Source organism: Achromobacter sp. Root565 (assembly GCF_001427425.1).
Taxonomy (GTDB): domain Bacteria; phylum Pseudomonadota; class Gammaproteobacteria; order Burkholderiales; family Burkholderiaceae_B; genus Achromobacter; species Achromobacter spanius_D.
Map to the genome: position 1 here is coordinate 128221 of NZ_LMGO01000007.1, position 21628 is coordinate 149848.

Sequence of the window (21628 nt, forward strand, 5' to 3'; positions counted from 1 at the left end):
GCCGCCCGCTGAGCGAACGTTTGCCGCTCAGACGCGGTTCCAGTCGAATGCCGCCTGCTCGCCCTTGCCGTACAGCTTGAGCGCGCCCTTGTCGCCCGCCGCGTTGGGACGGTTGAAGATCCAGTTCTGCCAGGCGGTCAGCCGGCCGAAGATGCGGGTTTCCATGGTTTCCTGCCCGCCGAAGCGCAGGTTGGCTTCCAGGCCGGTCAGCGCATCGGGCGACAATGCACGGCGCTCTTCCAGCGCAAGCCGAACTTCGTCGTCCCAGTCGATGCTGTCGGGGGCATAGGTGATGAGGCCAAGCTCCAGCGCGCCGGTGGCCGACAGGGTGCGCCCGGCCTGCGCGCGCACCGCTTCCAGCGGCTGCGTTTCGCCGTAGAAGCGCCGTTGCAGGCGGCTCTGGCCGTTCACCATCGGGTACGCGCCGAAATTGCGCTCGCCCACCACAATCTGCGGAGGCGCGGCGTCGATGGCTTCGTCATCCTCCACGTCCAGCATGTAGCTGCGGTCGGCGGCCAGCGCCAGTTCCAGCAGCGTGCCGGCAAAGCACGAACCCGGTTCGATCAGCGCGAACAGGCTGCGCGACGTCACGTCCAGCCGCGCAAGCGTGCGGCGCAGCATGCCGGCGGTCTCGCGCACGAACCAGTGATCCGCGTGCCGTTCCAGCGCCGCGTCGGCCGCCAGCACGGCCTCGGGGTCGCCTTCGGTCTTCAGGATCCAGGTGCCGATGTCCAGCTCGTTGGTGCGCATCGACAGGATGGCGTCGTCCAGTTCCCGCGCCATCTGCAGCGGCCACCAGGCGGCGCCCGCGGTGACGATGTCCTGCAGTTCCGTTTCAATGGAGTCTTGCGGGGCGCGAACCGTCCACGTCGCCTGGCGCTTTTCGCGGTCAAGCTGCACGTCTACGTAGCGATACGACAGGCGGGTCTCGGTCTCGGTACGTTCCAGCGGCGTCAGCGACACGCCTTGCTCGCCAGCCGGGCGGTGGCTGTCCTGCGCCAGCGCCTGCGCGCGGGCGCGGACTTCTTCTTCGAAGCGAGCGGGCTTGACCACGTCGTCCACCAGCCGCCAATCCTTGGCGCGTTGCCCGCGCACGCCTTCGACCAGCGTGCAAAAGATGTCGGCATGGTCGTGCCGCACGCGGCGCTTGTCGGTGACGCGGGTCAGTCCGCCCGTGCCGGGCAGCACGCCCAGCAGCGGCACTTCGGGCAGGGCAACGGAGGACGAGCGGTCGTCGATCAGCAGGATTTCGTCGCAGGCCAGCGCCAGTTCGTAGCCGCCGCCCGCGCAGGCGCCGTTCAGCGCGGCGATGAACTTCAACCCGCCGTGGCGGCTGGAGTCTTCAATGCCGTTACGGGTTTCGTTGGTGAACTTGCAGAAGTTCACCTTCCAGGCGTGGGTGGACAACCCCAGCATGAAGATGTTGGCGCCGGAACAGAAGATCCGGTCCTTCATGCTGGTGACGACCACGCTGCGCACTTCCGGGTGTTCGAAACGGATGCGCTGCAGGGCGTCGTGCAATTCGATGTCGACGCCCAGGTCGTACGAATTGAGCTTGAGCTTGTAGCCGGGGCGCAGGCCGCCGTCTTCGGCGACGTCCATGGCCAGTGTCGCGACCGCACCGTCGAAGGCCAGGCGCCAATGCCGGTACTGGGCGGGATCGGTTCGGAAGTCGACCCGGCTGATGGGGCTGCTCATAGTGTGTCTCCTCATACGCCCTGTGCTCGGACAGGAAAAATACTGCACCACATGAATTATTATGCAGATTAGTGCAGGCAATTTGGTGCGTCAAGCGGAATATGCAGGAAAGTGCAGGTGCTGAAGTTCGGGGGATGTGTTTGGTTGAAGCCTTGTATTGGGTGAGACCGGCTTACTAGGGTCGGTGTCAGACACCCGGTCGAGAGGATCGTCAGCTTGTGAYGGCAGTTAAGCGGGTGTCAGACACCTGGGCATGCCGCCGCTTGAAGTGTCTGACAGCCGGCAGAAGGGAGACCGGGTTACTAGGGGCGGTGTCAGACACCCGGTCGAGAGGATCGTCAGCTTGTGATGGCAGTTAAGCGGGTGTCAGACACCTGGGCATGGCGCCACTTGAAGTGTCTGACAGCGGGAGAAGGGAGACCGGGTTACTAGGGTCGGTGTCAGACACCCGGTCGAGAGGATCGTCAGCTTGTGATGGCAGTTAAGCGGGTGTCAGACACCTGGGCATGGCGCCACTTGAAGGTGTCTGACACCCGGCAGAAGGGATCGTCACGATGATGAGGGCGCCACGAGGGTGTCTGACACCTGGCCAATCGAACCGCTACAGCGGCAAGCCGCAAGCTTTACGCACCTGGGTCCGCAAGCCAGCAAAGCTCTCTGGGACTTCCAGATTGCTCGTCACCCATGTCAGATCCGCCTTGGCATAAAACGCCTCGCGCCCGGCCAGGATGCGCTTGAGGTCGGCCATCGCTTCGTTATTGCCGGACATGGGGCGGAAGTCGCCCTGCGCCATGACGCGGCCCATGTGCTCTTCGGGCGTGGCGCGCAGCCAGACCGTGTAGCAATGGGTCAGCAGCAGATTCAGCGTGGCAGGTTCCGACACCAGACCGCCGGGCGTGGCCAGCACCATTTCCGGGTAGATCTGCACGGCCTCTTCGAGCGCACGCCGTTCGTAACGGCGATAGGCGTTGGGGCCGTAGAGGTTGTGGATCTCGAGGATGCCGCAGCCCGCCACGCGCTCGATCTCGCGGTTCAGTTCCACAAAGGGATAGCCCAGGTCGTCGGCCAGCATCTGACCCAGCGTCGACTTGCCCGCGCCGCGCAGGCCGATGAGCGCCACGCGCTGCGTGCGGTTCGGGCGCTGTGCCCCCGCCCCCACGCCAAACAGCTGCGACAGCGCCTCGCGGGCGCGCTGCAGATCGGATTCGGTGCGCCCGCTGAGCAATTCCCGGATCAGCAGCCAGTCGGGCGATTCCGTGGTGACGTCACCGACCAGCTCCGCCAGCGCGCAGTTGAAGGCGCGGGCAATCTGCAGCAGCACCAGAATCGACGCGTTGCCGACGCCATGTTCCAGATTGGCCAGGTGGCGTTCGGACACGCCGGTCGCCTGGGACAGCCCCTTGCGCGTCATGCCGCGAATGGCGCGCAGACGGCGCACGCGCTCGCCCAGAGCGATCAGAAAGGGCTCGCGCCGGGGTTCGATGGGCGCCGTGTCTAGCGCTTGATTCATGGTTCGACTGACTCCGCAAAAACCCTGATTACCGCTCTTTTATGCACTATAGTGCTTGACCCACATCAACGGAAGCACTATTTTTCCATCCAACGAGTCCACAGCCGATCCGGTGCAAAAAAACAGCAGTCCAGTGCGGACTGCCGGAGCGCCGACAGTGTAAAGGAGCCGCCTGGTGAGTACGCCTGACCAATTCCATGCCCTGATGCGCGACGTGACGCGTCTGACGGCCGGCCAGCCGCTGGATGCAGCGCTGCAGGCCCGGCTCAATGACGCGGCCGGCCCGGACAGCGCGCTGTTCCAGGACATCTTTGCCACCTGTAGGCAGGGCGTGGCCGACGGCTGGATGTGCAACCGTGAAGGCGGCGGCATCAAGTATGGCCGGGTCATCAAGCCGGCCGATGATCTGGGCGGCTGCTCGGTGGACGTCGTCGACATGATCGATCTGGCCGGTCCGCACCACGCGCATCCCAATGGCGAGATCGACATGATCATGCCGCTGACCGAAGACGCCCGCTTTGATGGCCACGGCGCCGGCTGGCTGGTTTATGGCCCGGGGTCGGCGCACCGCCCCACTGTCACGCAGGGCCGCGCCCTGGTGCTGTATCTGCTGCCCGGCGGGGCCATCGAATTCACGCGCCCCGGCTGACAGCCGGTCCGGACACCCGCCCTGCCGCCAACAACAAACACAGGCACGGCGTCCGCCCACCAGGACATCAGGAGACAACCGTGAACACCTGCCCCGCCGAACTGAATTTCGCCAGCCACCTTGCCGCGCTGAACGCGCCGCGCGCCGCCAAGCTTGCCTACATCGACGACACCCGCCAGCTCACGTATGGCGATCTGGCCGAGCGGGTGGCCCGCATGGCGGGCGCGCTGCGCAATCTGGGACTGCGCCGCGAGGAGCGCATCCTGCTGCTGATGCAGGACACAGCCGACTGGCCTGTGGTGTTCCTGGGCGCGCTGCACGCCGGCGTGGTGCCGGTGGCCGTGAACACGCTGCTCACCGCCGACGACTACGCCTACATCGTTGCGCACAGCCGCGTGCGGGCGGTGTTCGTGTCGGGCGCGTTGCTGCCGGTCCTGCAATCGGCGCTTGGCCAGGCGCCGGCTGACATTGAACACCTGATCGTGTCGCAGCCCGGCGCAAACCTGCCCGACGGCGCCCACGAATTTGAATCGCTGCTGGCGGCCGCCCCGCTCGTGCCCGCCGCCCGGACGCTGTCGGATGAGATTGCGTTCTGGCTGTATTCGTCCGGTTCCACGGGCAAGCCCAAGGGCGTGGTGCACACCCACGGCAACCTCTGGCACACGGCCGAACTCTATGCCAAGCCCGTGCTCGGCATCCGCGAAGGCGACGTGGTGTTCTCGGCCGCGAAACTGTTCTTCGCGTACGGCCTGGGCAACGGCCTGACGTTTCCGCTGTCGGTGGGCGCCACCGTCGTGCTGATGGCCGAGCGCCCCACCCCGCAGGCCGTATTCCAGCGCCTGGTCCGGCATCGTCCCACCGTGTTCTATGGCGTGCCGACGCTGTATGCCAGCATGCTCGCGTCGCCCGACTTGCCCGCCCGCGAACACGTGGCGATGCGCGTCTGCACGTCCGCCGGCGAGGCCCTGCCGCGTGACATCGGTGAGCGCTTCACGCGCCACTTCGGCTGTGAAATCCTGGACGGCATCGGCTCGACCGAGATGCTGCACATTTTCATTTCGAACCGCGCGGGCCAGCTGCGCTACGGCACCACGGGCAAGCCCGTGCCCGGCTACGAGGTGCAACTGCGTGACGACAACGGCGCGCCGGTCCCGCCGGGCGCCATCGGCGATCTCTACATCAAGGGCCCCAGCGCCGCGCTGATGTACTGGAACAACCGCGACAAGACGCGCCAGTGCTTTCTGGGCGACTGGCTGAAAAGCGGCGACAAGTACGTGTGCGACCCCGACGGTTACTACACCTACGCCGGCCGCAGCGACGACATGATCAAGGTCAGCGGCCAGTACGTGTCGCCGGTGGAAGTCGAGAACATCCTGATCCAGCACGAGGCGGTGCTCGAAGCCGCGGTGATCGGCGTGCCGGACCACGACGGCCTGGTCAAGACGAAGGCCTACGTGGTGCTGCGCGCCGGCTTCGACCCCGACGCGCAGACCGGCGCCGCCTTACAGCATTACGTGAAGCAGCATCTGGCGCCGTTCAAGTACCCGCGCCAGATCGACTTCCTGGAAGAACTGCCCAAGACCGCCACCGGCAAGATCCAACGGTTCCGCTTGCGTGCGCTGGAAGAGGCCGCGCTATGACCGCCGCCGAGGCCGCCACGGTCTTTGCCACCCTCCACGCGCGCGGCCGCGACATGCGGCTGGAATGCGCGTGGATCGCACCGGAACGCGTTGATGCGCCGCTCATCGTGTTCCTGCACGAGGGGCTGGGATCGGTGTCGATGTGGAAAGACTTTCCGCAACGCGTCTGCGACGCGGCCGGCTGCCGCGGCCTCGTGTACTCGCGATACGGATACGGCCAGTCGACCGCGCGCCCGCTGCGCGAAGCGTGGCCCGTGGACTTCATGCACCGAGAGGCGCACGACGTCCTGCCCGCCCTGCTTGAAGTCCTGGGCGTGAACGCGCGCCACGACAAGCCCGTGCTGTTCGGCCATAGCGACGGCGGCTCGATCGCGTTGCTGTACGCCGCGCGGTATCCGGACGCCGTCGCCGGCGTGGTGGCCGCCGCGCCGCACCTCTTTGTCGAAGACATCTCCGTGGCCAGCATCGCGCAGGCGCGCCAGGCCTATCTGGAATCGGACCTGCGTGCGCGGCTGGGGCGTCATCACCGGGATGTGGACTCGGCATTCTGGGGTTGGAACGACATCTGGCTGAAGCCCGAATTCCGCGGCTGGAACATCGAAGACGAGCTCGCCCGTATCACCTGTCCCGTGCTGGCCATCCAAGGCACGGACGACGAATACGGCACGCTGGAGCAAGTGCGCGGCATCCGCCGCCGCGCGCCGCAAACCGAACTGCTGGAGATACCGGCGTGCGGGCATTCGCCGCACCGGGATCAGCCCGCCACCGTTGTCCAGGCCGCCGCACGCTTTGTGGGCGCGCTGGAAAAACCCGGTTGACCCTGGCCCTGCTACCGGCCCAGGCGTCCGCCCATAACAAGCACGGAGACAAACCATGAACCACGTCCTGACCCGGGTCGCGCTGGCCGCCGCCCTGACGATCGCCGCAAGCGGCGCGCATGCCGACGACAAGCTCAAGGTCGGCTTCATGCTGCCCTACAGCGGCACCTTCGCCGCGCTGGGCAACGCCATCGAGAACGGCTTCAAGCTCTACGTTGCCGAGCAAGGCGGCAAGCTGGGCGGGCGCGAGATCGAATACTTCAAGGTGGACGACGAATCCAACCCGGCCAAGGCCGCTGAAAACGCCAACCGCCTCATCAAGCGCGACCAGGTGGACGTGCTGATCGGCACGGTGCATTCGGGCGTGGCGATGGCGCTGGCCAAAGCCGCCAAGGATGCCGACACCACGCTGATCGTGACCAACGCCGGCGCCAACGCAATCACCGGCCCGCTGTGCGGCCCCGGCATCTTCCGCACCTCGTTCACGAACTGGCAGCCGGCCTATGCGATGGGACCGGTGGCATATGCCAAGGGCCACAAGACTGCCGTGACCATCACGTGGAAGTACGCGGCGGGCGACGAAGCCATCGGCGGCTTCAAGGAAGGCTTCGAGAAAGCCGGCGGCAAGGTTGTGCGCGAACTGAGCCTGCCGTTTCCCAACGTGGAGTTTCAATCCCTGCTGACGGAGATTGCCGCGCTCAAGCCCGACATGGTCTTCACCTTCTTTGCGGGCGGCGGCGCGGTGAAGTTCGTGCAGGACTATCACGCGGCCGGCCTGGACAAGACGATTCCGCTGTACGGATCGGGCTTCCTGACGGACGGCACGCTGCAGGCGCAGGGCGCGTCCGCGCAGGGGTTGCTGACCACCCTGCACTACGCTGACGGGCTGAACACGCCGCGCGACAACGCGTTCCGCGCCGACTATTCCAAGGCGTACAAGATGCAGCCGGACGTCTACGCGGTGCAAGGCTATGACGCCGCGCAGCTCATGCAATCGGGCCTCTCGGCCGTGAAGGGAGATTTCTCGAAGAAGGACGCCTTCCGCAGCGCCATGCGCACGGCGACGGTGGACAGCCCGCGCGGCTCGTTCACGCTGTCCAAGGCCGGCAACCCGGTGCAGGACATCTACCTGCGCCGCGTCGATGGCCTGGAAAACAAGGTCGTCGAGGTTGCCGTGCAGAAGCTGGCCGACCCCGCGCGCGGCTGCAAGCTGTAACGCCGCGCCACGCGTCCGCCACAGGGAGGCCCCATGGACATCAGCATCCTGCTCATCCAGAGCCTGAACGCATTCCAGTACGGCTTGCTGCTGTTCCTGGTGGCCAGCGGACTCACGCTGATCTTCGGGATCATGGGCATCATCAACCTGGCCCACGGCAGTTTCTACATGATCGGGGCGTACATGGCGTTTGCGCTGGGCCCGGTGGTCGACCGCTGGCTGGGTGGCGGGTTTCTCGCGACGCTGGCCGTCTGCGTGCTGGCAGCCGGCGTGCTGGGCTATGTGCTGGAGGCCGCGTTCTTCAGCTACCTGTACAAGCGCAACCACTTGCAGCAGGTGCTGATGACCTACGGCTTGATCCTGGTGTTCGAGGAACTGCGCAGCATTCTTGTGGGCAACGACGTGCACGGCGTGCCGCTGCCGTCGTGGCTGCAGGGCAGCATTGCGCTGGGTGACGTGATGACCTATCCCGTCTACCGGCTGTTCATCTCGGCCGTCGGCATTGCGGTCGCGCTGCTGCTGTACTGGATCATCTCGCGCACGCGGCTGGGCATGATGCTGCGCGCCGGCGCCAGCAACCGCGAGATGATCAGCTCGCTGGGCATCGACATCAACAAGCTTTACCGCGTGGTGTTCGCGGCCGGCGTGGCGCTGGCGGCGCTGGCCGGCAGCATTGCCGCGCCCGTCTCGTCGGTGTATCCCGGCATGGGCAACGGCGTGCTGATCATCTGTTTCGTGGTGGTGGTGATCGGCGGCATCGGGTCGATCCGCGGCGCGTTCCTGGCCGCGATGCTGGTCGGTTTTGCCGAGACCTTCGGCCAGGTGCTCTTCCCCTCCGCGGCGGGCGTGCTGGTCTATCTGCTGATGGCCTTCATTCTGCTTTGCAAGCCCGAAGGGCTGTTCAAACAGGGCTAGGTCCTGTCGACATCAAAAGGACCCACGCATGCGCACGCCTCTGCTCAACCGACTTCTGCCCTTCGCGGCGCTGCTGGCGCTGGCCGCCTTTTCGTTCAGCGGCAGCGACTACTACACCGGCCTGGTGGTGAAGATCATGATCTACGCGATCTTCGCACTGAGCCTGCAATTGCTGGTCGGCGGCGCGGGGCTGGTCAGCCTGGGACACGCCGCGTTCTTCGGCATTGGCGCCTACGTGGCGGCGCTGCTGTCGCCCGAGTCGGAAGCGGCCGGGCTGTGGTGGCTGCTGCCGGCTGCGCTACTCGCCGCGGCCGCCTATGCGCTGGTCACCGGCGCGCTGGCGCTGCGCACGCGCGGGGTGTACTTCATCATGGTCACGCTGGCGTTCTCGCAGATGGCCTACTACGTCTTTCACGACACCAAGATCGGCGGCGGCAGCGACGGCATCTATCTGTACTTCCGGCCCGAGCTCTCGCTGGGCGGCTGGATGCCGTTCGATCTGAGCAACGGGACCACGTTCTACTTCTTCGTCCTTGCGTGCCTGGCGCTGGCGTGGGGTTTTCTGGCGCTGCTGCGGCGCTCGCCGTTCGGCGCGGCGCTGGCCGGCATCCGCATCAACGAGCAGCGCATGCGCGCGGCCGGCTATTCAACGTATCCGTACAAGCTGGCCGCATACGTCATTGGCGCCACGCTGGCGGGGCTGGCGGGCTTTCTGTTTGCGCTGAAAGACGGCTTTGTCACGCCCGAACTGCTGGCGTGGGAACAATCGGGGCTGGTGCTGTTGATGGTGATTCTGGGCGGCATGGGCAGCCTGGGCGGCGCGGTGCTGGGCACGGTGACGATGGTGCTGCTGCAGGAGCTGTTCCAGTCGCAGGAATTGTTTGGCGACTACGCGCGCCATTGGCACCTGCCGCTGGGCCTGGCCATCATCGCGCTGGTGGCACTGCTGCCGAACGGACTGGCGGGATTGCCCGCGCAATGGCGCGAGCGCCGCCATGCACGGACGGCGGACGCGAGCCGAAAAGCCGCCAGAGACGTCATTACCCCGGCACGCGCGCAAGGCACGGCGCCTGCGTCCCGCCTGCCCATTCAGGGAGAACGCCATGTCTGATGTCCTGCTCGCCGCAAGCGCGGTCACGCGCCGCTTCGGCGGCCTGACCGCGGTCAACGGCGTGTCGCTCGAATTGCAGCGCGGTCAGGTGCACGCCGTCATCGGCACCAATGGCGCGGGCAAGTCCACGCTCATCAACATCCTGTCGGGCGAACTGACGGCCAGCAGCGGGCAGGTCACGCTGGCGGGCCGCGACATCACCACGTGGCCGCAACCCGAGCGCGCGCGCGCCGGGCTGGGCCGCAGCTACCAGCGGTCAACCATCTTTCCTGAACTGAGCGTTTTCGAAAACTGCCGGCTGGCCGCGCAGGCCAGCCGCCAGCGCTTCTGGCACTGGTGGCGCGATGCCGCGAGCTGCCGGCGCAGCGCCGACCTGGCCGCCGAGGCACTGGACCGCACTGGCTTGGCCGCCGACGCCCGGCAACCCGCCGGTCTGCTGGCCCACGGCCGCAAGCGCCAGTTGGAGATCGCGATGTGCCTCGCGGGCGAACCGCAGGTGCTGCTGCTGGACGAACCGCTGGCGGGGATGGGTCCCGAGGAAACCGACCGCATCCTGGACCTGCTGCAGACGCTGAAGGCCGGCCACGCGATCCTGCTGGTCGAACACGACATGGACGCCGTGTTCCGCATCGCCGAAACCATCACCGTGATGGTCAACGGCAGCGCGATCGCAAGCGGCGCGCCGGCGCAGATCCGCGCCAATCCCGAGGTGCGCACCGCCTACCTGGGCGAAGACGGACAAGGAGCCCATTGATGCACACGCTGATCGAAGCCGGCGGCCTGCATGTGTACTACGGCGCCAGCCATGTGCTGCGGGGCGTGGACATGCACATCGCGCCAGGAGAATCGGTGGGCCTCGTGGGCCGCAACGGCATGGGCAAGACCACGCTCATCCGCAGCCTGATGGGCCATGTGAAAAGCGCGCAGGGCAACGTGCGGGTGCGGGGCAGCGACTGCACGCACGCGCAGCCGCATGCGATTGCACGCATGGGCGTGGCCTACGTGCCCGAGGGGCGCGGCATCTTTCCCAACCTGAATGTGCGCGAGAACCTGCAGGTGGCGGCGCGCCCCGGCAAGCGCGCGGGGCAGGACTGGACGTACGCGCGCGTGCTGGATACGTTTCCGCGCCTGCGCGAGCGCCTGGGCCACGGTGGTCAGCAGTTGTCGGGCGGCGAGCAGCAGATGCTGGCCATCGGCCGCGCGTTGATGACGAATCCCGATCTCTTGATCCTGGACGAGGCCACCGAGGGCCTTGCGCCGCTGATCGTGGCTGAGATCTGGCGCATCATCCGCGAGATCCGCGCGACCGGCATGTCCACGCTGATCGTGGACCGCAACTACCGGGCGGTGCTGGAACACACCGACCGGTGCCTGGTCATGGAAAAGGGATTGATCGTGCAGGATGGCGACAGCGCGTCGCTTGCCCAACAGCCGGAGCAATTGACGCGCTATCTAGGGGTGTAGCGGCGCGGCGCGTGCGAAGACGATTCGCCAAGCGCTCGCGCCAATGCGGCAATCGTCAGATCACCGCTTCGATCAGGAAGGGGCCGCGGCGCTTCAGGCCTTCGGCCAGCGCGCGCGCAAAGCCTTCGACCGTATCCACGCTGACGGCTTCGACGCCCATGCCGCGCGCCAGATGGGTCCATTCCAGATGCGGATCCTGCAGGTCCAGCATGCGGCGCGCATTGCGGCCCGGCTCCTGCACGCCCACGTTCTTCATTTCGCCGTGCAGCGTGGCATAGGAACGGTTGGCCAGGATGATGGTCAGGCAATCCAGGTTTTCGCGTGCCTGCGTCCACAACGCCTGCAAGGTGTACATGCCGCTGCCGTCCGCCTGCAGGGTCACCACCTTACGGTCGGGGCAAGCGACCGCCGCGCCCGTCGCCATCGGCAGGCCGATGCCAATCGCGCCGCCGGTCAGCATCAACCAGTCGTGCGGCGCGCTGTTGACGCTGTAGAGCGGGAATTCGCGCCCCTGCGTGATGGACTCGTCGCAGACGATGGCCTGCTCGGGCAGGTGGTGCGCCACCAGAACGTTGACCGCGGCGCTGGTCAGCTTGCCGGAGGCAGGCACTTCATAGCTGGGCGCGAGCGCGAGCAGCCGCGGCGCGTCGGCGGCGATGCCCAGTTCGTCGGCGAGCCATTCCAGCGCGTGCGGCAGGTCCTGGTCGGCGGTGGCCAGCACGAGCTGGTTGCTGTCCTGCGGGGCCAGCAGGCTGGGCTTGCCGGGGTAGGCAAAAAAGCCGACCGGGGATTTGGCGCCCGCCAGCACCAGATGCTTCACGTCCTTCAGCTTGGCCACGGCCATGTCGATCGGATACGGCAGGCGGTCCACGGGGGTGCGCGAGCCGCCGCGCTCGATGCGGCGGTTCGACGTTTCCGACACCAGGCGCACCCCGGTGGCCCGCGCAATGCGGCCGGCGGCGTTCAGGGCGCGCTCGCGCAGCGCGGCGCCACCCAGCATCAGCACGGTGACTTCGCCCGAACGGATGGCGGCGGCGGCGGCGCGAACGGCGTCGGCGGTGGTCTGCGCCAGCGGCTCGTCCTTGGCCACGATGGGCGCGGGCGCGTTATCGGGCAGCTCGGTCCAGGCCGTGTCGGCCGGCAGGATCAGCGTGGCGATGTTGCCCGGCGAACGGCGCGCCACGGCCACGGCCTCGGCGGCATCCGCGGACAAGGCCGATGCCGTCATCGTGCGCTTGACCCAGTGCGACATCGGCCGCGCCACGCCTTCCACGTCGCTGGTCAGCGGCGCGTCGTACTGCACGTGATAGGTGGCGTGGTCGCCCACGATGTTGACCATCGGCGTGCGCGCACGCTTGGCGTTGTGCAGATTGGCAAGGCCATTGCCCAGGCCCGGGCCCAGGTGCAGCAGCGTGGCTGCCGGCTTGTCGGCCATGCGCGCGTAGCCGTCGGCCGCGCCCGTCACCACGCCTTCGAACAGGCCCAGCACGCAGCGCATCTTGGGCTTGCGATCCAGGGCCGCCACAAAGTGCATCTCGGATGTGCCCGGATTTGCAAAGCAAACGTCCACATCATTGGCAAGCAAGGTGTCGCAAAGGCTATCGGCGCCGTTCATCGTTGTTTCCCTGGTAGTTATCAATGGCAGTAGCGGGTGGCAAGGCCACCCGCGCAACGGACATCATAGGGAGCCTGGCGGATTCGCGATAGTGCCATTTCCGCTTGCGCGCATGGAACCATTCCGGGCAGTGTTCCGCCTGGCGGAACATAACATGGCGGCGCCCGGGAAGCGGACGGCCGCCCCCGGTTCGCATGCCGTCAGAACGTGGCGCGCAGCGCGAGGCGAATAGTGCGCGGCTGGCCGAAGTAATTGAAGTAGTCGGTGTTGCCCACCGACTGGTAGTAATTCCGGTCGAAGAGGTTGTCCACATTGAACTGCACCGCCAGGTTCTTGTTGACGTCGTAGACCGCATGCAGGCCGACCAGCGTGTAGGCGCCCTGCGAAATCCTGTAGTCGACTCCGCCCGTCGTGCCGGTGTTGAAGATGCCGCTCTGCGCATAGACCGAGCCGCCCACGCGCAGCTTGTTCCATTGGTCCGGCAGTCGGTAGTCGGTGGACACCTTCAGCAGGTGACGCGGAAAGGTGCTGGCAAATGTCTGGCCGGCGAGCGGACCCTGCGCATATTTGGACTGCGTGTACGTGTAGCCCAGGCTGACATTCCAGGCCGGCGTGATGGCGCCGTTGATCTCGAAGTCCACGCCCCGGTTGCGCACCTTCTCGGCAGCGCGAAAGCACGAAAGGACGCCCGGCGGGCACAGGTCCATGTCGTAGATCCGGTCGGCCCGGCCCTTCTGGTCCGTCTGGAACAGCGCCAGCGCGGCGTTCACCCGGCGGTCCATGAACTCGCCCTTCAGACCAATCTCGTAGTTCTGCCCCGTCATCGGCGGCAGCACGCTGCCGTCGACGCCAATGTTTTCCTGCGGCTTGAATATTTCGGTATAGCTGGCGTACGCCGACAGGTTCTCGTTCAGGTCCTGCACCACACCGGCGTACGGCGTGACCTTGCCGCGCTGCTCATAGCGGCTTCCTGTGCGCACGGTGGTCTGCGCAAAGCGGTCGAATTCGAACCAGCTCATGCGCGCCCCGACGAGGAAGGTCGTGCTGTCGGTCAGGCTGAAGCGGCCGGCGGTGTAAATCCCTTGCTGCTTCTGCGTGATGTTGTACTGCCACATGTCCACGTCCAGCCCGGTCGGCACGGGCGGATCGAAGGCGCTCAGGTCGTTCATGTCGACCACGTAGCGATAGCTGGCGTCGCGCCCACCGTGATAGTCGAAGTCGTCCTTGCGCGTGGAGGCGCCCACCACCAGCTCATGCTGGCGGCCCAGCAATTGGAACGGGCCCGATGCATACGCGTCCACGCCCCACTGCGTATCGTTGAAATGGAAGAGGCGCGGGTTCAGTGTGAAAAGGTCGCCGGTGGTGCGCTGCGTGTAATTTCCCAGGAAGTCCGACTTGGCGGACAGCCAGTTCCCGGCCAGGGTGAATTTCCAGCCGTTGTCGAATTCATGCCTGATGTCGGCGAACAGGTTGGTGTTGCGCTTGTTCACGTAGTTCCAGTCGCCGACCAGGCTCGTCTTGCGCGACATCGGGTAGAACGAACCGTCGGTCCGCGTCGGCAGGCCGGACCAGTCATAGCCCTGGTTGCGGTCCTTCTGGTAGGTCAGGCCCGCCGTCACCGTGGTGGCGGGCGTGATGTCGGCCTCCAGGATGCCGTAAAAGAGCGTGTTCTCCTTGCCCGCATGTTGCTGGAAGTCGCCCGAATTGGTGTAAGCCATCACGGCGCGTCCGCGCAGCGTCTTGGCGTCGTTCAAAGGCGAGGACACGTCGAGCATGGTGCGGTAGTCGTCCCACGATCCCGCCGACACCGTCATGACCCCCGTCGTCTCGTAGCCGGGCCGCTTGCGCACCAGGTTGATGGCGGCCGCCGGGTTGCCGGCCCCTTCCAGCAGGCCCGTGGCGCCGCGCACGACCTCGACCCGGTCATAGATCTCGGTGGTGGGTTTGTTGATGGCGTCGAACGAATACGGGTTGGTGATGTTGACCGGCACGCCGTCGATTTGCAGGTTGTCGATCTGTTGGCCACGCGCCTGGTAGGTCGAGCGCTCCGAACCGCTCTGAACCACCGAAATGCCGGTGGTCGCCTGCAACACGTCGTCCAGGTTCCGCATGGACTGGTCATCCATGCGCTGGCGCGTCACCACCGTTACCGATTGCGGCGTCTCGCGCTGCGACAGGTTCAGGCGCGTGGCGCTGTTCGTCACCTGCACGACGTAGGTGTCACTGGTATCCACGGGCGGCAAATTACCGGACACCGTGACCGGTGCGAGCGTGGGGGTCTGAGGCGGCGCACGCCGCAGGGTCAGCGTGCCGTCCGCGGCCTGTGTGGATTCGAGTCCGCTGCCCGCCAGGGCGGCGCGCAGCGCAGCGTCCGTGGTGTATACGCCCCGCACCGCGGGGGCATTCAGGCCGCGCACGAGCTGCGGATCGTAGGAAACGACGGTCCGGCTCAACCTCGCAATCTCGGTCAGCGTGGCGTCCAGGCTGCCAGCGGGCAGATCGAACGCGATGGGCGCCCGCGGCTGGGCCTGGACGGGCTGGCCAAGGCTGGACGCCGCCAGGACCACGGCGATACTCAGGACATGGGGAACAGGCAAAACGCGCATGAAGCTCTCCGATACGTTGCGCACAGTGATATCTGGGTATGTGCCGCGAGATCGGAAAAGTGACAGTCCTCGTGCGAAAAAAAGTGAAAAAAACCGGTCAGGCCGGCCGGACGTCGATCAAAGTGAGCCAGCGCGTATAGCGGCTGACCGTGATCGGCAGCGTGTGTTCCAGCGCGCTCAGCGCGCGGTCGGTGTCGTCCAGCGGATATAGACCGGACACCGCCAGGCGGGCGGCCTGCGGGCTGACGCGCAGCACGCCCGTGCGGTAGCTGGCCAGCGCCGCGGCAATCTCGCCCAGCGGCTGGTCGCGCACCTTCAGCCATCCCTCGCGCCACGACGCGGCGTCTTCCATCGCTTGCGGGCGGTCCGCCCAGGCGGCGCCAAAACGCGCGCCTTGCCCCATCGCCAGCGTCAGCGGCGACGCATCGCGCGGAAGCACTTCGACGCTGCTCTGCAACGCCACGGCCAGGCTGGCTTCCTCTTCCAGCCGCACCATGCAGCCCGCGCCCGCGCTGCGGACCTGCCCGTGCGCCGTGTGCACCGCAAACATCGCCGTAAGGCCGGTGCGCGGCTGCACCACCAACGCACCCTCCAGCAGCCGCACGCTGCGCGCGTCCGCCGTGAAGTCCAAGTCCACCCGGCTGCGCGCATCCAGGGTCAGCAGGCTGCCGTCCGGCAGCGTGTAGGTCCGGCGTTCACCCGTGGCGGTGCCCAGATCGGCCGTCAGATTGCCCAGCGGGGAAATGCGGTTGGCCACCCAGCCGCCGGCCGCGGCGGCGCCGGCCAAGGCGGCCGCGTTGAGCAGCACGCGGCGGCGCGCCGGACGCACCAGCGTGCGCCGCAGCGCGTGATGCTCGTTCTTCATGACCGATTCCAGCCGTCCCACCGACTGGCTCAGGCCCTGCTGCAGCCGCGCCCAGGCATGTTCGTGGGCCGGGTCAGCCGCGCGCCAGGCGGCACAGGCGGCGTGATCGGCGTCCGTCGCCTCGCCTGAGGTCAGCTTGACCCAGAAGCCGATCGCGCGGTCCCCGGCCTCGGCCACGGTTTGCTCGCGGCTCATTGCGCATCCGCCAGCGCGTAGCAGCGCTGCAGCGCCTGCGAGATGTACTGGCGCACCATGCTCACCGACACGCCCAGCGCGGCGGCGATTTCCTTGTGCGTCAGGCCGTCGAGCTGGCTGTACAGGAACGCGGCGCGCGCCTTCGCAGACAGGCCGTCGAGCATCTGGTCCACCTGCTGCAGCGTCTGCAGGATGGCAAGCTGTTCCTGCGGCGACGGCGCAAACTGCTCGCCCTGATGAAACAGGCTTTCCAGCCACGCGGCTTCCAGCTCGCGGCGGCGCCACAGTTTCCAGACCAGGCGTTTGGCGATGGTGATGATGAGCGCGCGCGGCTCGCGCACGGAGGCGAGACGCGGCGTCTGGATGAGCTGCACGAACGTGTCGCCCGCGACGTCTTCGGCGTCTTCGAGGTTGCGCAGCCGGGTGTAAAGGCGACCCAGCAGCCATGGCCTGTCTTCGGTGTAGATCCGGGCCAGCAGAGGATGGTCCGAGGTAAGCGTGGAAGGCGGAAGCATGGCGCGGCGGGCGGTTATCTGCAAATGGGAATCGCTCGCATTCTATCGCAGACGTGCCAAGGCGTCCCCTTTCCGAGGCACGCCTCGTTCCCGTTCGGGTCGCACCCGGAAACAGCAAGGCCTCCCGAAGGAGGCCTTGCGCGATTGCATCGGACGGGTTTATCCGGCCGCTATGGGTGATTACGTATCAGCGGATCGGCCACGGATACATCGCGCCGCCCTGATTCCACAGCGCGTTCGTGCCGCGTTGCAGGCCCAGCTTGCTGTCCTTGCCCACGTTGCGCTCGAACACTTCGCTGTAGTTGCCCACGGCCTTGATGGCGTTGTAGGCCCATTTTTCATCCAGCCCCATGTTCTTGCCGGCGCCCGGCGTCACGCCCAGGATGCGCAGCACGTTGGGGTTCTTGCTCTTGAGCATGTCGTCCACGTTCTTCTGGGTGATGCCGTACTCCTCGGCTTCCAGCAGCGCGAACAGCGTCCAGCGCACGATGCCCAGCCAGTTCTCGTCGCCCTGGCGCACCATGGGGCCCAGCGGCTCTTTCGAGAAACGCTCCGGCAGGATTTCGTAGTCGTTCGGGTTGGCGACCTGCGTGGCGCGCACCGCGGCCAGTTGCGAGGCGTCGTCGGTGAAGGCGTCGCAGCGGCCGGATTCAAAGGCGCGCACGACTTCCGTGACCTTGTCGATCACGACCGGCTTGAACTCGATGTTGTTGGCGCGGAACCAGTCGGCCAGGTTCAGTTCGGTGGTGGTGCCGGGCTGCACGCAGACTGTGGCGCCGTTCAGTTCCTTGGCGCTCTTGACGCCCAGCTTCTTGCTCACCAGGATGCCCTGGCCGTCATAGAAACTGGCGGCCACGGCGGACAGGCCCAGCGACGTGTCGCGCGTCTGGGTCAGCGTCACGGTGCGCAGCAGCACGTCGACCTCGCCCGATTGCAGTGCAGTGAAGCGTTGCTGGGTGGACAGCGCGGTGCCCTTGAACTTGGAGGCATCGCCAAACACCGCCGCGGCCACCGCGCGACAGATGTCCACGTCCATGCCTTCCCATTCGCCTTTGCTGTTCGTCGCGGAGAATCCGGACACCCCGTCCGTCAGGCCGCACTGCACGAATCCCTTCTTTTTCACCGCGTCCAGCGTGGGACCGGCCATCGCCGCCTGGGACGCGCAGGCCAGGGCAATCGCGCCGGCCGCAACCATCAATTTCCGCTTCATGTTCTGCTTCTCCTGAGATAGATGACCGCCCTGGGCTCGTAGCCGGGGACAGTTGAAACCAGGTCCTGCCTTACTGGACCGGCCGCCAGATTAAGGCATGTCCACCCTGTGAACAACGCGCGAATCGCTAGTGAAAACCCGTAAAACGGACGCACGGGTGCCACTGCCCCGTGTCCGGTGATCGAACTTTTTTGGGACGGTCATGCGCCGTCGTGCCGATTCCCCCGTGCCATACTTTTTTTGCGTCTTTGTCCGATAGTCAGCAAAGCCGCAGCCCCTTTAAAAAGCCGTCGCGTCACATAAAAACCCGGACGCACAGCGGCAATCGGCCGATTCATGGAGGAGACAAGTCCATGGCACATGCATGCAAGTCGCAGCCCCATCGCCCGGCGGTCACTGACCGCCGCCGCGTTCTGAAAAACGTCCTGTTCGCCGCGCTGGCGGCTGCCAGCCTGGCCGCCGGTCCCGCGCACGCGGCCGACAACTGGCCCAGCAAGCCGATCAAGATCATCGTTCCGTACACGCCAGGCGGATCCACCGACATCGTGACGCGCATCGTGATGGAAAAGCTGGGCCCGCGCCTGAACCAGACCATCGTCGTCGAGAACCGGCCGGGCGCGAACAGCAGCCTGGGGTCGGCGCTGGCCGCCAAGGCGGAACCCGATGGCTACACGTTCCTGTCGATGCTGCCGGCCTACATCATCAACTTTCACCTGTACAAGCTGGGCTATACGCCTGCGGACCTGACGCCCGTTGTGCAGATGGCGGATCTGCCGCTGTTCCTGTTCGTGGCGAACGAGCTTCCCGTCAAGACCGTGGCGGAGCTGGTTGCGTATGCCCGCAAGAATCCGGACAAGCTCACCTACGCGTCCAGCGGCAACGGCTCGAGCGCCCACCTGACTGGCGCCGACTTCGCGCTGCAGAACAAGATCACGATGACGCACGTGGCGTACAAGGGCAGCGCGCCGATCCTGACCGATATCCTGGGCAACCGTGTGAGCATGGTGTTCGATCCCGTGCTCGTGCCGATGCAATACGTGAAGCAGAACCGCCTGAAGGCGCTGGCGTTCACGGGCAAGACGCGCTGGCCCACGGAGCCGGACATTCCCACGATGGAAGAAGCCGGCATGCCGGGCTTTGTCACCGGCTCGTGGGCCGGCCTGATGGCGCCGGCCAACACGCCCAAGCCGATCATCGAACGCATGGCGCGCGAGATCAGCGAGATCGTCAAGGAGCCGGACGTGCGGCAGAAGTTCGTGGACGCGGGCTTTCTGCCGGTGGGCGGCACGCCGGCCGAGTTTGCCGAATTGATGAAGAAGGACTCGGCGCGCTACGCCGAGATCATCAAACAGGCAAACATCACCGTGAACTGAGCGAGGCCGGGCGCCGCAGCGCCCGCCTCATCGGAGCCCCCCCATGATCGACAAGTTCTTCGACACCCCCGAGGCCGCGGTTGCAGACGTGCACGACGGCGCCACCGTGCTCATCAGCGGGTTCGGCGGCGCCGGGATGCCCACCGAACTGATCCATGCCCTGATCGACCAGGGCGCGCGCGAGCTCACGGTAGTCAGCAACAACGCCGGCAATCGCGAGACGGGCCTGGCCGCGCTGGTCAAGGCCGGGCGCGTGCGCAAGGTGATCTGCTCGTTTCCAAAGGCCTCGCACTCGTGGGTCTTCGACGAGCTCTACCGGCAAGGCCGCATCGAACTCGAATGCGTACCGCAAGGCACCATCGCCGAACGCTTGCGCGCGGCCGGCGCCGGACTGGGCGGCTTCTTCACGCCCACCGCGTACGGCACCGAGCTTGCGCGCGGCAAGGAGACCCGCATCATCAACGGCCGCGGCCACGTATTCGAGGAACCGCTGCATGGCGACTTTGCGCTGGTCAAGGCCGACCGCAGCGACCGCTGGGGAAACCTGACCTACAACATGAGCGCGCGCAACTTCGGTCCCATCATGTGCATGGCCGCCAAGACCACCATCGTGCAGGTGCGCGCCAAGGCCGAACTGGGCGAGCTGCCGCCCGAGGCCGTGGTGACGCCAGGCATCTTCGTCAAGCGCGTGACCGAAGTGCCGAACGCCGCCTTTTCCAGTTAACGCCATCAGCGTGTAGGAGTCCGCATGTTTCGTCCCCTGACCCGCGAAGCCATGGCGCGCCGCCTGGCTTTGGACATTCCCGACGGCAGCTACGTGAACCTGGGCATCGGCATGCCGGTGCTGGTGGCGGCCCATCTGCCCGAGGGCCGCGAGATCGTGCTGCACAGCGAAAACGGCATCCTCGGCATGGGCCCGCCCCCGGCCGAGGCCGACATCAACCTGGATCTCATCAATGCCGGCAAGCAGCCCGTAACGCTGCTGACGGGCGGCTCGTACTTCCATCACGCGGACTCGTTCGCGATGATGCGCGGCGGCCATCTGGACATCTGCGTCATGGGCGGCATGCAGGTTGCGGCCAATGGCGATCTGGCGAACTGGTCGCTGAACAAGCCAGGCGAGGCGCCCGCCGTCGGCGGCGCGATGGACCTGGCCGTGGGCGCGCGCAGCGTGTTCATCATGATGGAGCACAACAGCAAGAACGGCGATCCCAAGATCGTCGAGCGCTGCACCTATCCGCTGACCGGCGCGGGCGTGGTCAACCGCATCTACACGGACCTCGCGGTCATCGACGTCACGCCGGACGGCCTGGTGGTCCGGGATATGATCGACGGCATGACTCTGACCGAACTGCAGACGCGCACCGGCGCGCCGCTGCGCGCAGGCTGATGCTGCCCAACCTGCCCGCTCCCGGCTACGCCGCGCCGCCCACGGCCGAAGACCATCCGGACCAGTTGCGCGGCGACCCGGACTACATGCTGACGCTGGCGCGCGGCCTGCATGTCATCCGCGCCTTCGGCACGCGCCGCCATCCGCAGACCGCCGCCGAACTGAGCCGGCGCGCGGGTCTGCCGCGCGCCGTCGTGCAGCGCTGCCTGCACACGCTGATCCTGCTGGGCATGGCCGAGCAGCACGGCCGGCTCTACGTACTGACGCCGCGCATTCTTGGGCTGGGCTACGCATACTTTTCGTCCACGCCGTTTGTCTCGCTGGCGCAGCCGGTGCTGGAAGAATTGAGCGCGACCGTGAACGAAACCTGCGCGCTCGCCATCATGGAAGGCCACGAAATGCTGTACCTGGCGCGGTCCGAGGTGAACCGCCTGCTGGCCACGTCGATGGGGTTGGGCAGCCGCCTGCCCGCGTATTGCACGTCGATCGGGCGCGTGCTGCTGGCGGAACTGCCCGAGCCCGCGCTGGCGCGGTATTTCGCGGCAACCGACCTGCAGCCCTACACCGAGTTCACGCTGACCACCGAGGCGAAACTGCGCGCGGAACTGGCGCGCATCCGCGAGCAAGGCTATGCGGTGGTCGACCAGGAACTGGAGTTGAACGTGCGCGCGATCTCGGTGGCCGTGCGATCGGCCAGCGGCAAGGCCTGCGGCGCGGTGAATGTCAGCGTGAAGGCGGCGCGCGTGCCGCTCAACCGCCTGCAGGACGAGTTCCTGCCGCCCTTGCGGCAGGCCGTGGAACGAATCGGGGAATTCCTGGCCGCGTGAGCGGCCAGCAG

Annotated in this window: 19 protein-coding genes; 12 read left to right on the plus strand and 7 right to left on the minus strand. The window is 66.4% G+C overall.

Annotated features, from left to right (window positions below; all coding sequences use genetic code 11):
• Window positions 1–27: 27 nt before the first annotated feature.
• Together boxC and ASD71_RS24840 are read right to left on the minus strand one after the other, a co-directional pair.
• A complete protein-coding gene (gene boxC / locus ASD71_RS24835) occupies window positions 28–1698 on the minus strand; it encodes a 2,3-epoxybenzoyl-CoA dihydrolase (protein WP_056570868.1) in 1671 nt (556 codons plus the stop codon).
• 601 nt (window positions 1699–2299) lie between these two features.
• Window positions 2300–3208 (minus strand): helix-turn-helix transcriptional regulator, encoded by a 909-nt coding sequence (locus ASD71_RS24840; RefSeq protein ID WP_056570871.1) that lies wholly within the window; start codon window positions 3206–3208, stop codon window positions 2300–2302.
• Between the two features lie 175 nt (window positions 3209–3383).
• On the opposite strand from ASD71_RS24840, the gene ASD71_RS24845 reads away from it, so the two are divergent.
• The 8 genes from ASD71_RS24845 (at window position 3384) to ASD71_RS24880 (ending at window position 11021) form a co-directional block, all read left to right on the plus strand.
• Window positions 3384–3857, plus strand: coding sequence for a DUF4863 family protein (locus ASD71_RS24845; RefSeq protein ID WP_056570873.1), 474 nt, complete (start codon window positions 3384–3386; stop codon window positions 3855–3857).
• 80 nt (window positions 3858–3937) lie between these two features.
• Entirely contained in the window at window positions 3938–5497 is a 1560-nt protein-coding gene (locus ASD71_RS24850) for a benzoate-CoA ligase family protein (protein WP_056570875.1), read from the plus strand.
• Window positions 5494–6315, plus strand: coding sequence for an alpha/beta fold hydrolase (locus ASD71_RS24855; protein WP_056570876.1), 822 nt, complete (start codon window positions 5494–5496; stop codon window positions 6313–6315). Before ASD71_RS24850 ends, ASD71_RS24855 begins: the two co-directional genes overlap by 4 nt.
• A 55-nt stretch (window positions 6316–6370) precedes the next feature.
• Window positions 6371–7531: an ABC transporter substrate-binding protein gene (locus ASD71_RS24860; RefSeq protein ID WP_056570878.1), complete on the plus strand. Its 1161-nt coding sequence runs from the start codon at window positions 6371–6373 to the stop codon at window positions 7529–7531.
• A gap of 33 nt (window positions 7532–7564) precedes the next feature.
• Window positions 7565–8446, plus strand: coding sequence for a branched-chain amino acid ABC transporter permease (locus ASD71_RS24865; RefSeq protein ID WP_056570880.1), 882 nt, complete (start codon window positions 7565–7567; stop codon window positions 8444–8446).
• Between the two features lie 28 nt (window positions 8447–8474).
• Complete coding sequence (locus tag ASD71_RS24870) at window positions 8475–9557, plus strand: branched-chain amino acid ABC transporter permease (protein ID WP_082579046.1); 1083 nt, start codon at window positions 8475–8477, stop codon at window positions 9555–9557.
• Entirely contained in the window at window positions 9550–10311 is a 762-nt protein-coding gene (locus tag ASD71_RS24875) for an ABC transporter ATP-binding protein (RefSeq protein WP_056570882.1), read from the plus strand. The genes ASD71_RS24870 and ASD71_RS24875 overlap by 8 nt, the downstream gene beginning before the upstream one ends.
• Window positions 10311–11021, plus strand: a complete 711-nt coding sequence (locus ASD71_RS24880) for an ABC transporter ATP-binding protein (protein WP_056570884.1) — start codon at window positions 10311–10313, stop codon at window positions 11019–11021. Before ASD71_RS24875 ends, ASD71_RS24880 begins: the two co-directional genes overlap by 1 nt.
• A gap of 55 nt (window positions 11022–11076) precedes the next feature.
• Here ASD71_RS24880 and ASD71_RS24885 read toward each other — a convergent pair whose 3' ends face one another.
• The 5 genes from ASD71_RS24885 to ASD71_RS24905 form a co-directional block, all read right to left on the minus strand.
• Window positions 11077–12636, minus strand: a complete 1560-nt coding sequence (locus ASD71_RS24885) for an acetolactate synthase large subunit (RefSeq protein WP_056570886.1) — start codon at window positions 12634–12636, stop codon at window positions 11077–11079.
• Between the two features lie 200 nt (window positions 12637–12836).
• Entirely contained in the window at window positions 12837–15242 is a 2406-nt protein-coding gene (locus ASD71_RS24890) for a TonB-dependent siderophore receptor (protein WP_056570888.1), read from the minus strand.
• Between the two features lie 97 nt (window positions 15243–15339).
• Window positions 15340–16302 carry a FecR domain-containing protein gene (locus tag ASD71_RS24895; RefSeq protein WP_056570890.1) on the minus strand — a complete coding sequence of 321 codons (963 nt, stop codon included), beginning with the start codon at window positions 16300–16302 and terminating at the stop codon, window positions 15340–15342.
• A complete protein-coding gene (locus tag ASD71_RS24900) occupies window positions 16299–16817 on the minus strand; it encodes a sigma-70 family RNA polymerase sigma factor (RefSeq protein ID WP_056570892.1) in 519 nt (172 codons plus the stop codon). Before ASD71_RS24900 ends, ASD71_RS24895 begins: the two co-directional genes overlap by 4 nt.
• Before the next feature lie 187 nt (window positions 16818–17004).
• Window positions 17005–18027: an amino acid ABC transporter substrate-binding protein gene (locus ASD71_RS24905; RefSeq protein ID WP_056570894.1), complete on the minus strand. Its 1023-nt coding sequence runs from the start codon at window positions 18025–18027 to the stop codon at window positions 17005–17007.
• A gap of 353 nt (window positions 18028–18380) precedes the next feature.
• Between ASD71_RS24905 and ASD71_RS24910 the strand changes: the two genes are divergently transcribed.
• From ASD71_RS24910 to ASD71_RS24925, 4 genes are read left to right on the plus strand one after another with little or no spacing between them, the layout of a single operon-like run.
• The gene (locus ASD71_RS24910; protein ID WP_056570896.1) at window positions 18381–19400 is read left to right on the plus strand and encodes a tripartite tricarboxylate transporter substrate binding protein; all 1020 of its coding nucleotides are present in this window, start codon (window positions 18381–18383) and stop codon (window positions 19398–19400) included.
• A gap of 43 nt (window positions 19401–19443) precedes the next feature.
• Window positions 19444–20124, plus strand: coding sequence for a 3-oxoacid CoA-transferase subunit A (locus ASD71_RS24915; protein ID WP_056570898.1), 681 nt, complete (start codon window positions 19444–19446; stop codon window positions 20122–20124).
• A 24-nt stretch (window positions 20125–20148) separates the two neighbouring features.
• Window positions 20149–20790: a 3-oxoacid CoA-transferase subunit B gene (locus ASD71_RS24920; RefSeq protein ID WP_056570900.1), complete on the plus strand. Its 642-nt coding sequence runs from the start codon at window positions 20149–20151 to the stop codon at window positions 20788–20790.
• Entirely contained in the window at window positions 20790–21617 is an 828-nt protein-coding gene (locus tag ASD71_RS24925; protein ID WP_056570902.1) for an IclR family transcriptional regulator C-terminal domain-containing protein, read from the plus strand. The genes ASD71_RS24920 and ASD71_RS24925 overlap by 1 nt, the downstream gene beginning before the upstream one ends.
• Window positions 21618–21628: the final 11 nt, after the last annotated feature.

Excerpts from the sequence above, each read along its gene's own strand:
- ASD71_RS24855 (WP_056570876.1), top strand. The coding sequence starts at position 5,494 with ATGACCGCCGCCGAGGCCGCCACGGTCTTTGCCACCCTCCACGCGCGC.
- ASD71_RS24895 (WP_056570890.1), bottom strand. The coding sequence starts at position 16,302 with ATGAGCCGCGAGCAAACCGTGGCCGAGGCCGGGGACCGCGCGATCGGC.
- ASD71_RS24865 (WP_056570880.1), top strand. The coding sequence starts at position 7,565 with ATGGACATCAGCATCCTGCTCATCCAGAGCCTGAACGCATTCCAGTAC.
- ASD71_RS24875 (WP_056570882.1), top strand. The coding sequence starts at position 9,550 with ATGTCTGATGTCCTGCTCGCCGCAAGCGCGGTCACGCGCCGCTTCGGC.
- ASD71_RS24885 (WP_056570886.1), bottom strand. The coding sequence starts at position 12,636 with ATGAACGGCGCCGATAGCCTTTGCGACACCTTGCTTGCCAATGATGTG.
- ASD71_RS24925 (WP_056570902.1), top strand. The coding sequence starts at position 20,790 with ATGCTGCCCAACCTGCCCGCTCCCGGCTACGCCGCGCCGCCCACGGCC.
- ASD71_RS24840 (WP_056570871.1), bottom strand. The coding sequence starts at position 3,208 with ATGAATCAAGCGCTAGACACGGCGCCCATCGAACCCCGGCGCGAGCCC.
- ASD71_RS24910 (WP_056570896.1), top strand. The coding sequence starts at position 18,381 with ATGGCACATGCATGCAAGTCGCAGCCCCATCGCCCGGCGGTCACTGAC.
- ASD71_RS24860 (WP_056570878.1), top strand. The coding sequence starts at position 6,371 with ATGAACCACGTCCTGACCCGGGTCGCGCTGGCCGCCGCCCTGACGATC.
- ASD71_RS24920 (WP_056570900.1), top strand. The coding sequence starts at position 20,149 with ATGTTTCGTCCCCTGACCCGCGAAGCCATGGCGCGCCGCCTGGCTTTG.
- boxC (WP_056570868.1), bottom strand. The coding sequence starts at position 1,698 with ATGAGCAGCCCCATCAGCCGGGTCGACTTCCGAACCGATCCCGCCCAG.
- ASD71_RS24880 (WP_056570884.1), top strand. The coding sequence starts at position 10,311 with ATGCACACGCTGATCGAAGCCGGCGGCCTGCATGTGTACTACGGCGCC.
- ASD71_RS24900 (WP_056570892.1), bottom strand. The coding sequence starts at position 16,817 with ATGCTTCCGCCTTCCACGCTTACCTCGGACCATCCTCTGCTGGCCCGG.
- ASD71_RS24890 (WP_056570888.1), bottom strand. The coding sequence starts at position 15,242 with ATGCGCGTTTTGCCTGTTCCCCATGTCCTGAGTATCGCCGTGGTCCTG.
- ASD71_RS24905 (WP_056570894.1), bottom strand. The coding sequence starts at position 18,027 with ATGAAGCGGAAATTGATGGTTGCGGCCGGCGCGATTGCCCTGGCCTGC.
- ASD71_RS24915 (WP_056570898.1), top strand. The coding sequence starts at position 19,444 with ATGATCGACAAGTTCTTCGACACCCCCGAGGCCGCGGTTGCAGACGTG.
- ASD71_RS24870 (WP_082579046.1), top strand. The coding sequence starts at position 8,475 with ATGCGCACGCCTCTGCTCAACCGACTTCTGCCCTTCGCGGCGCTGCTG.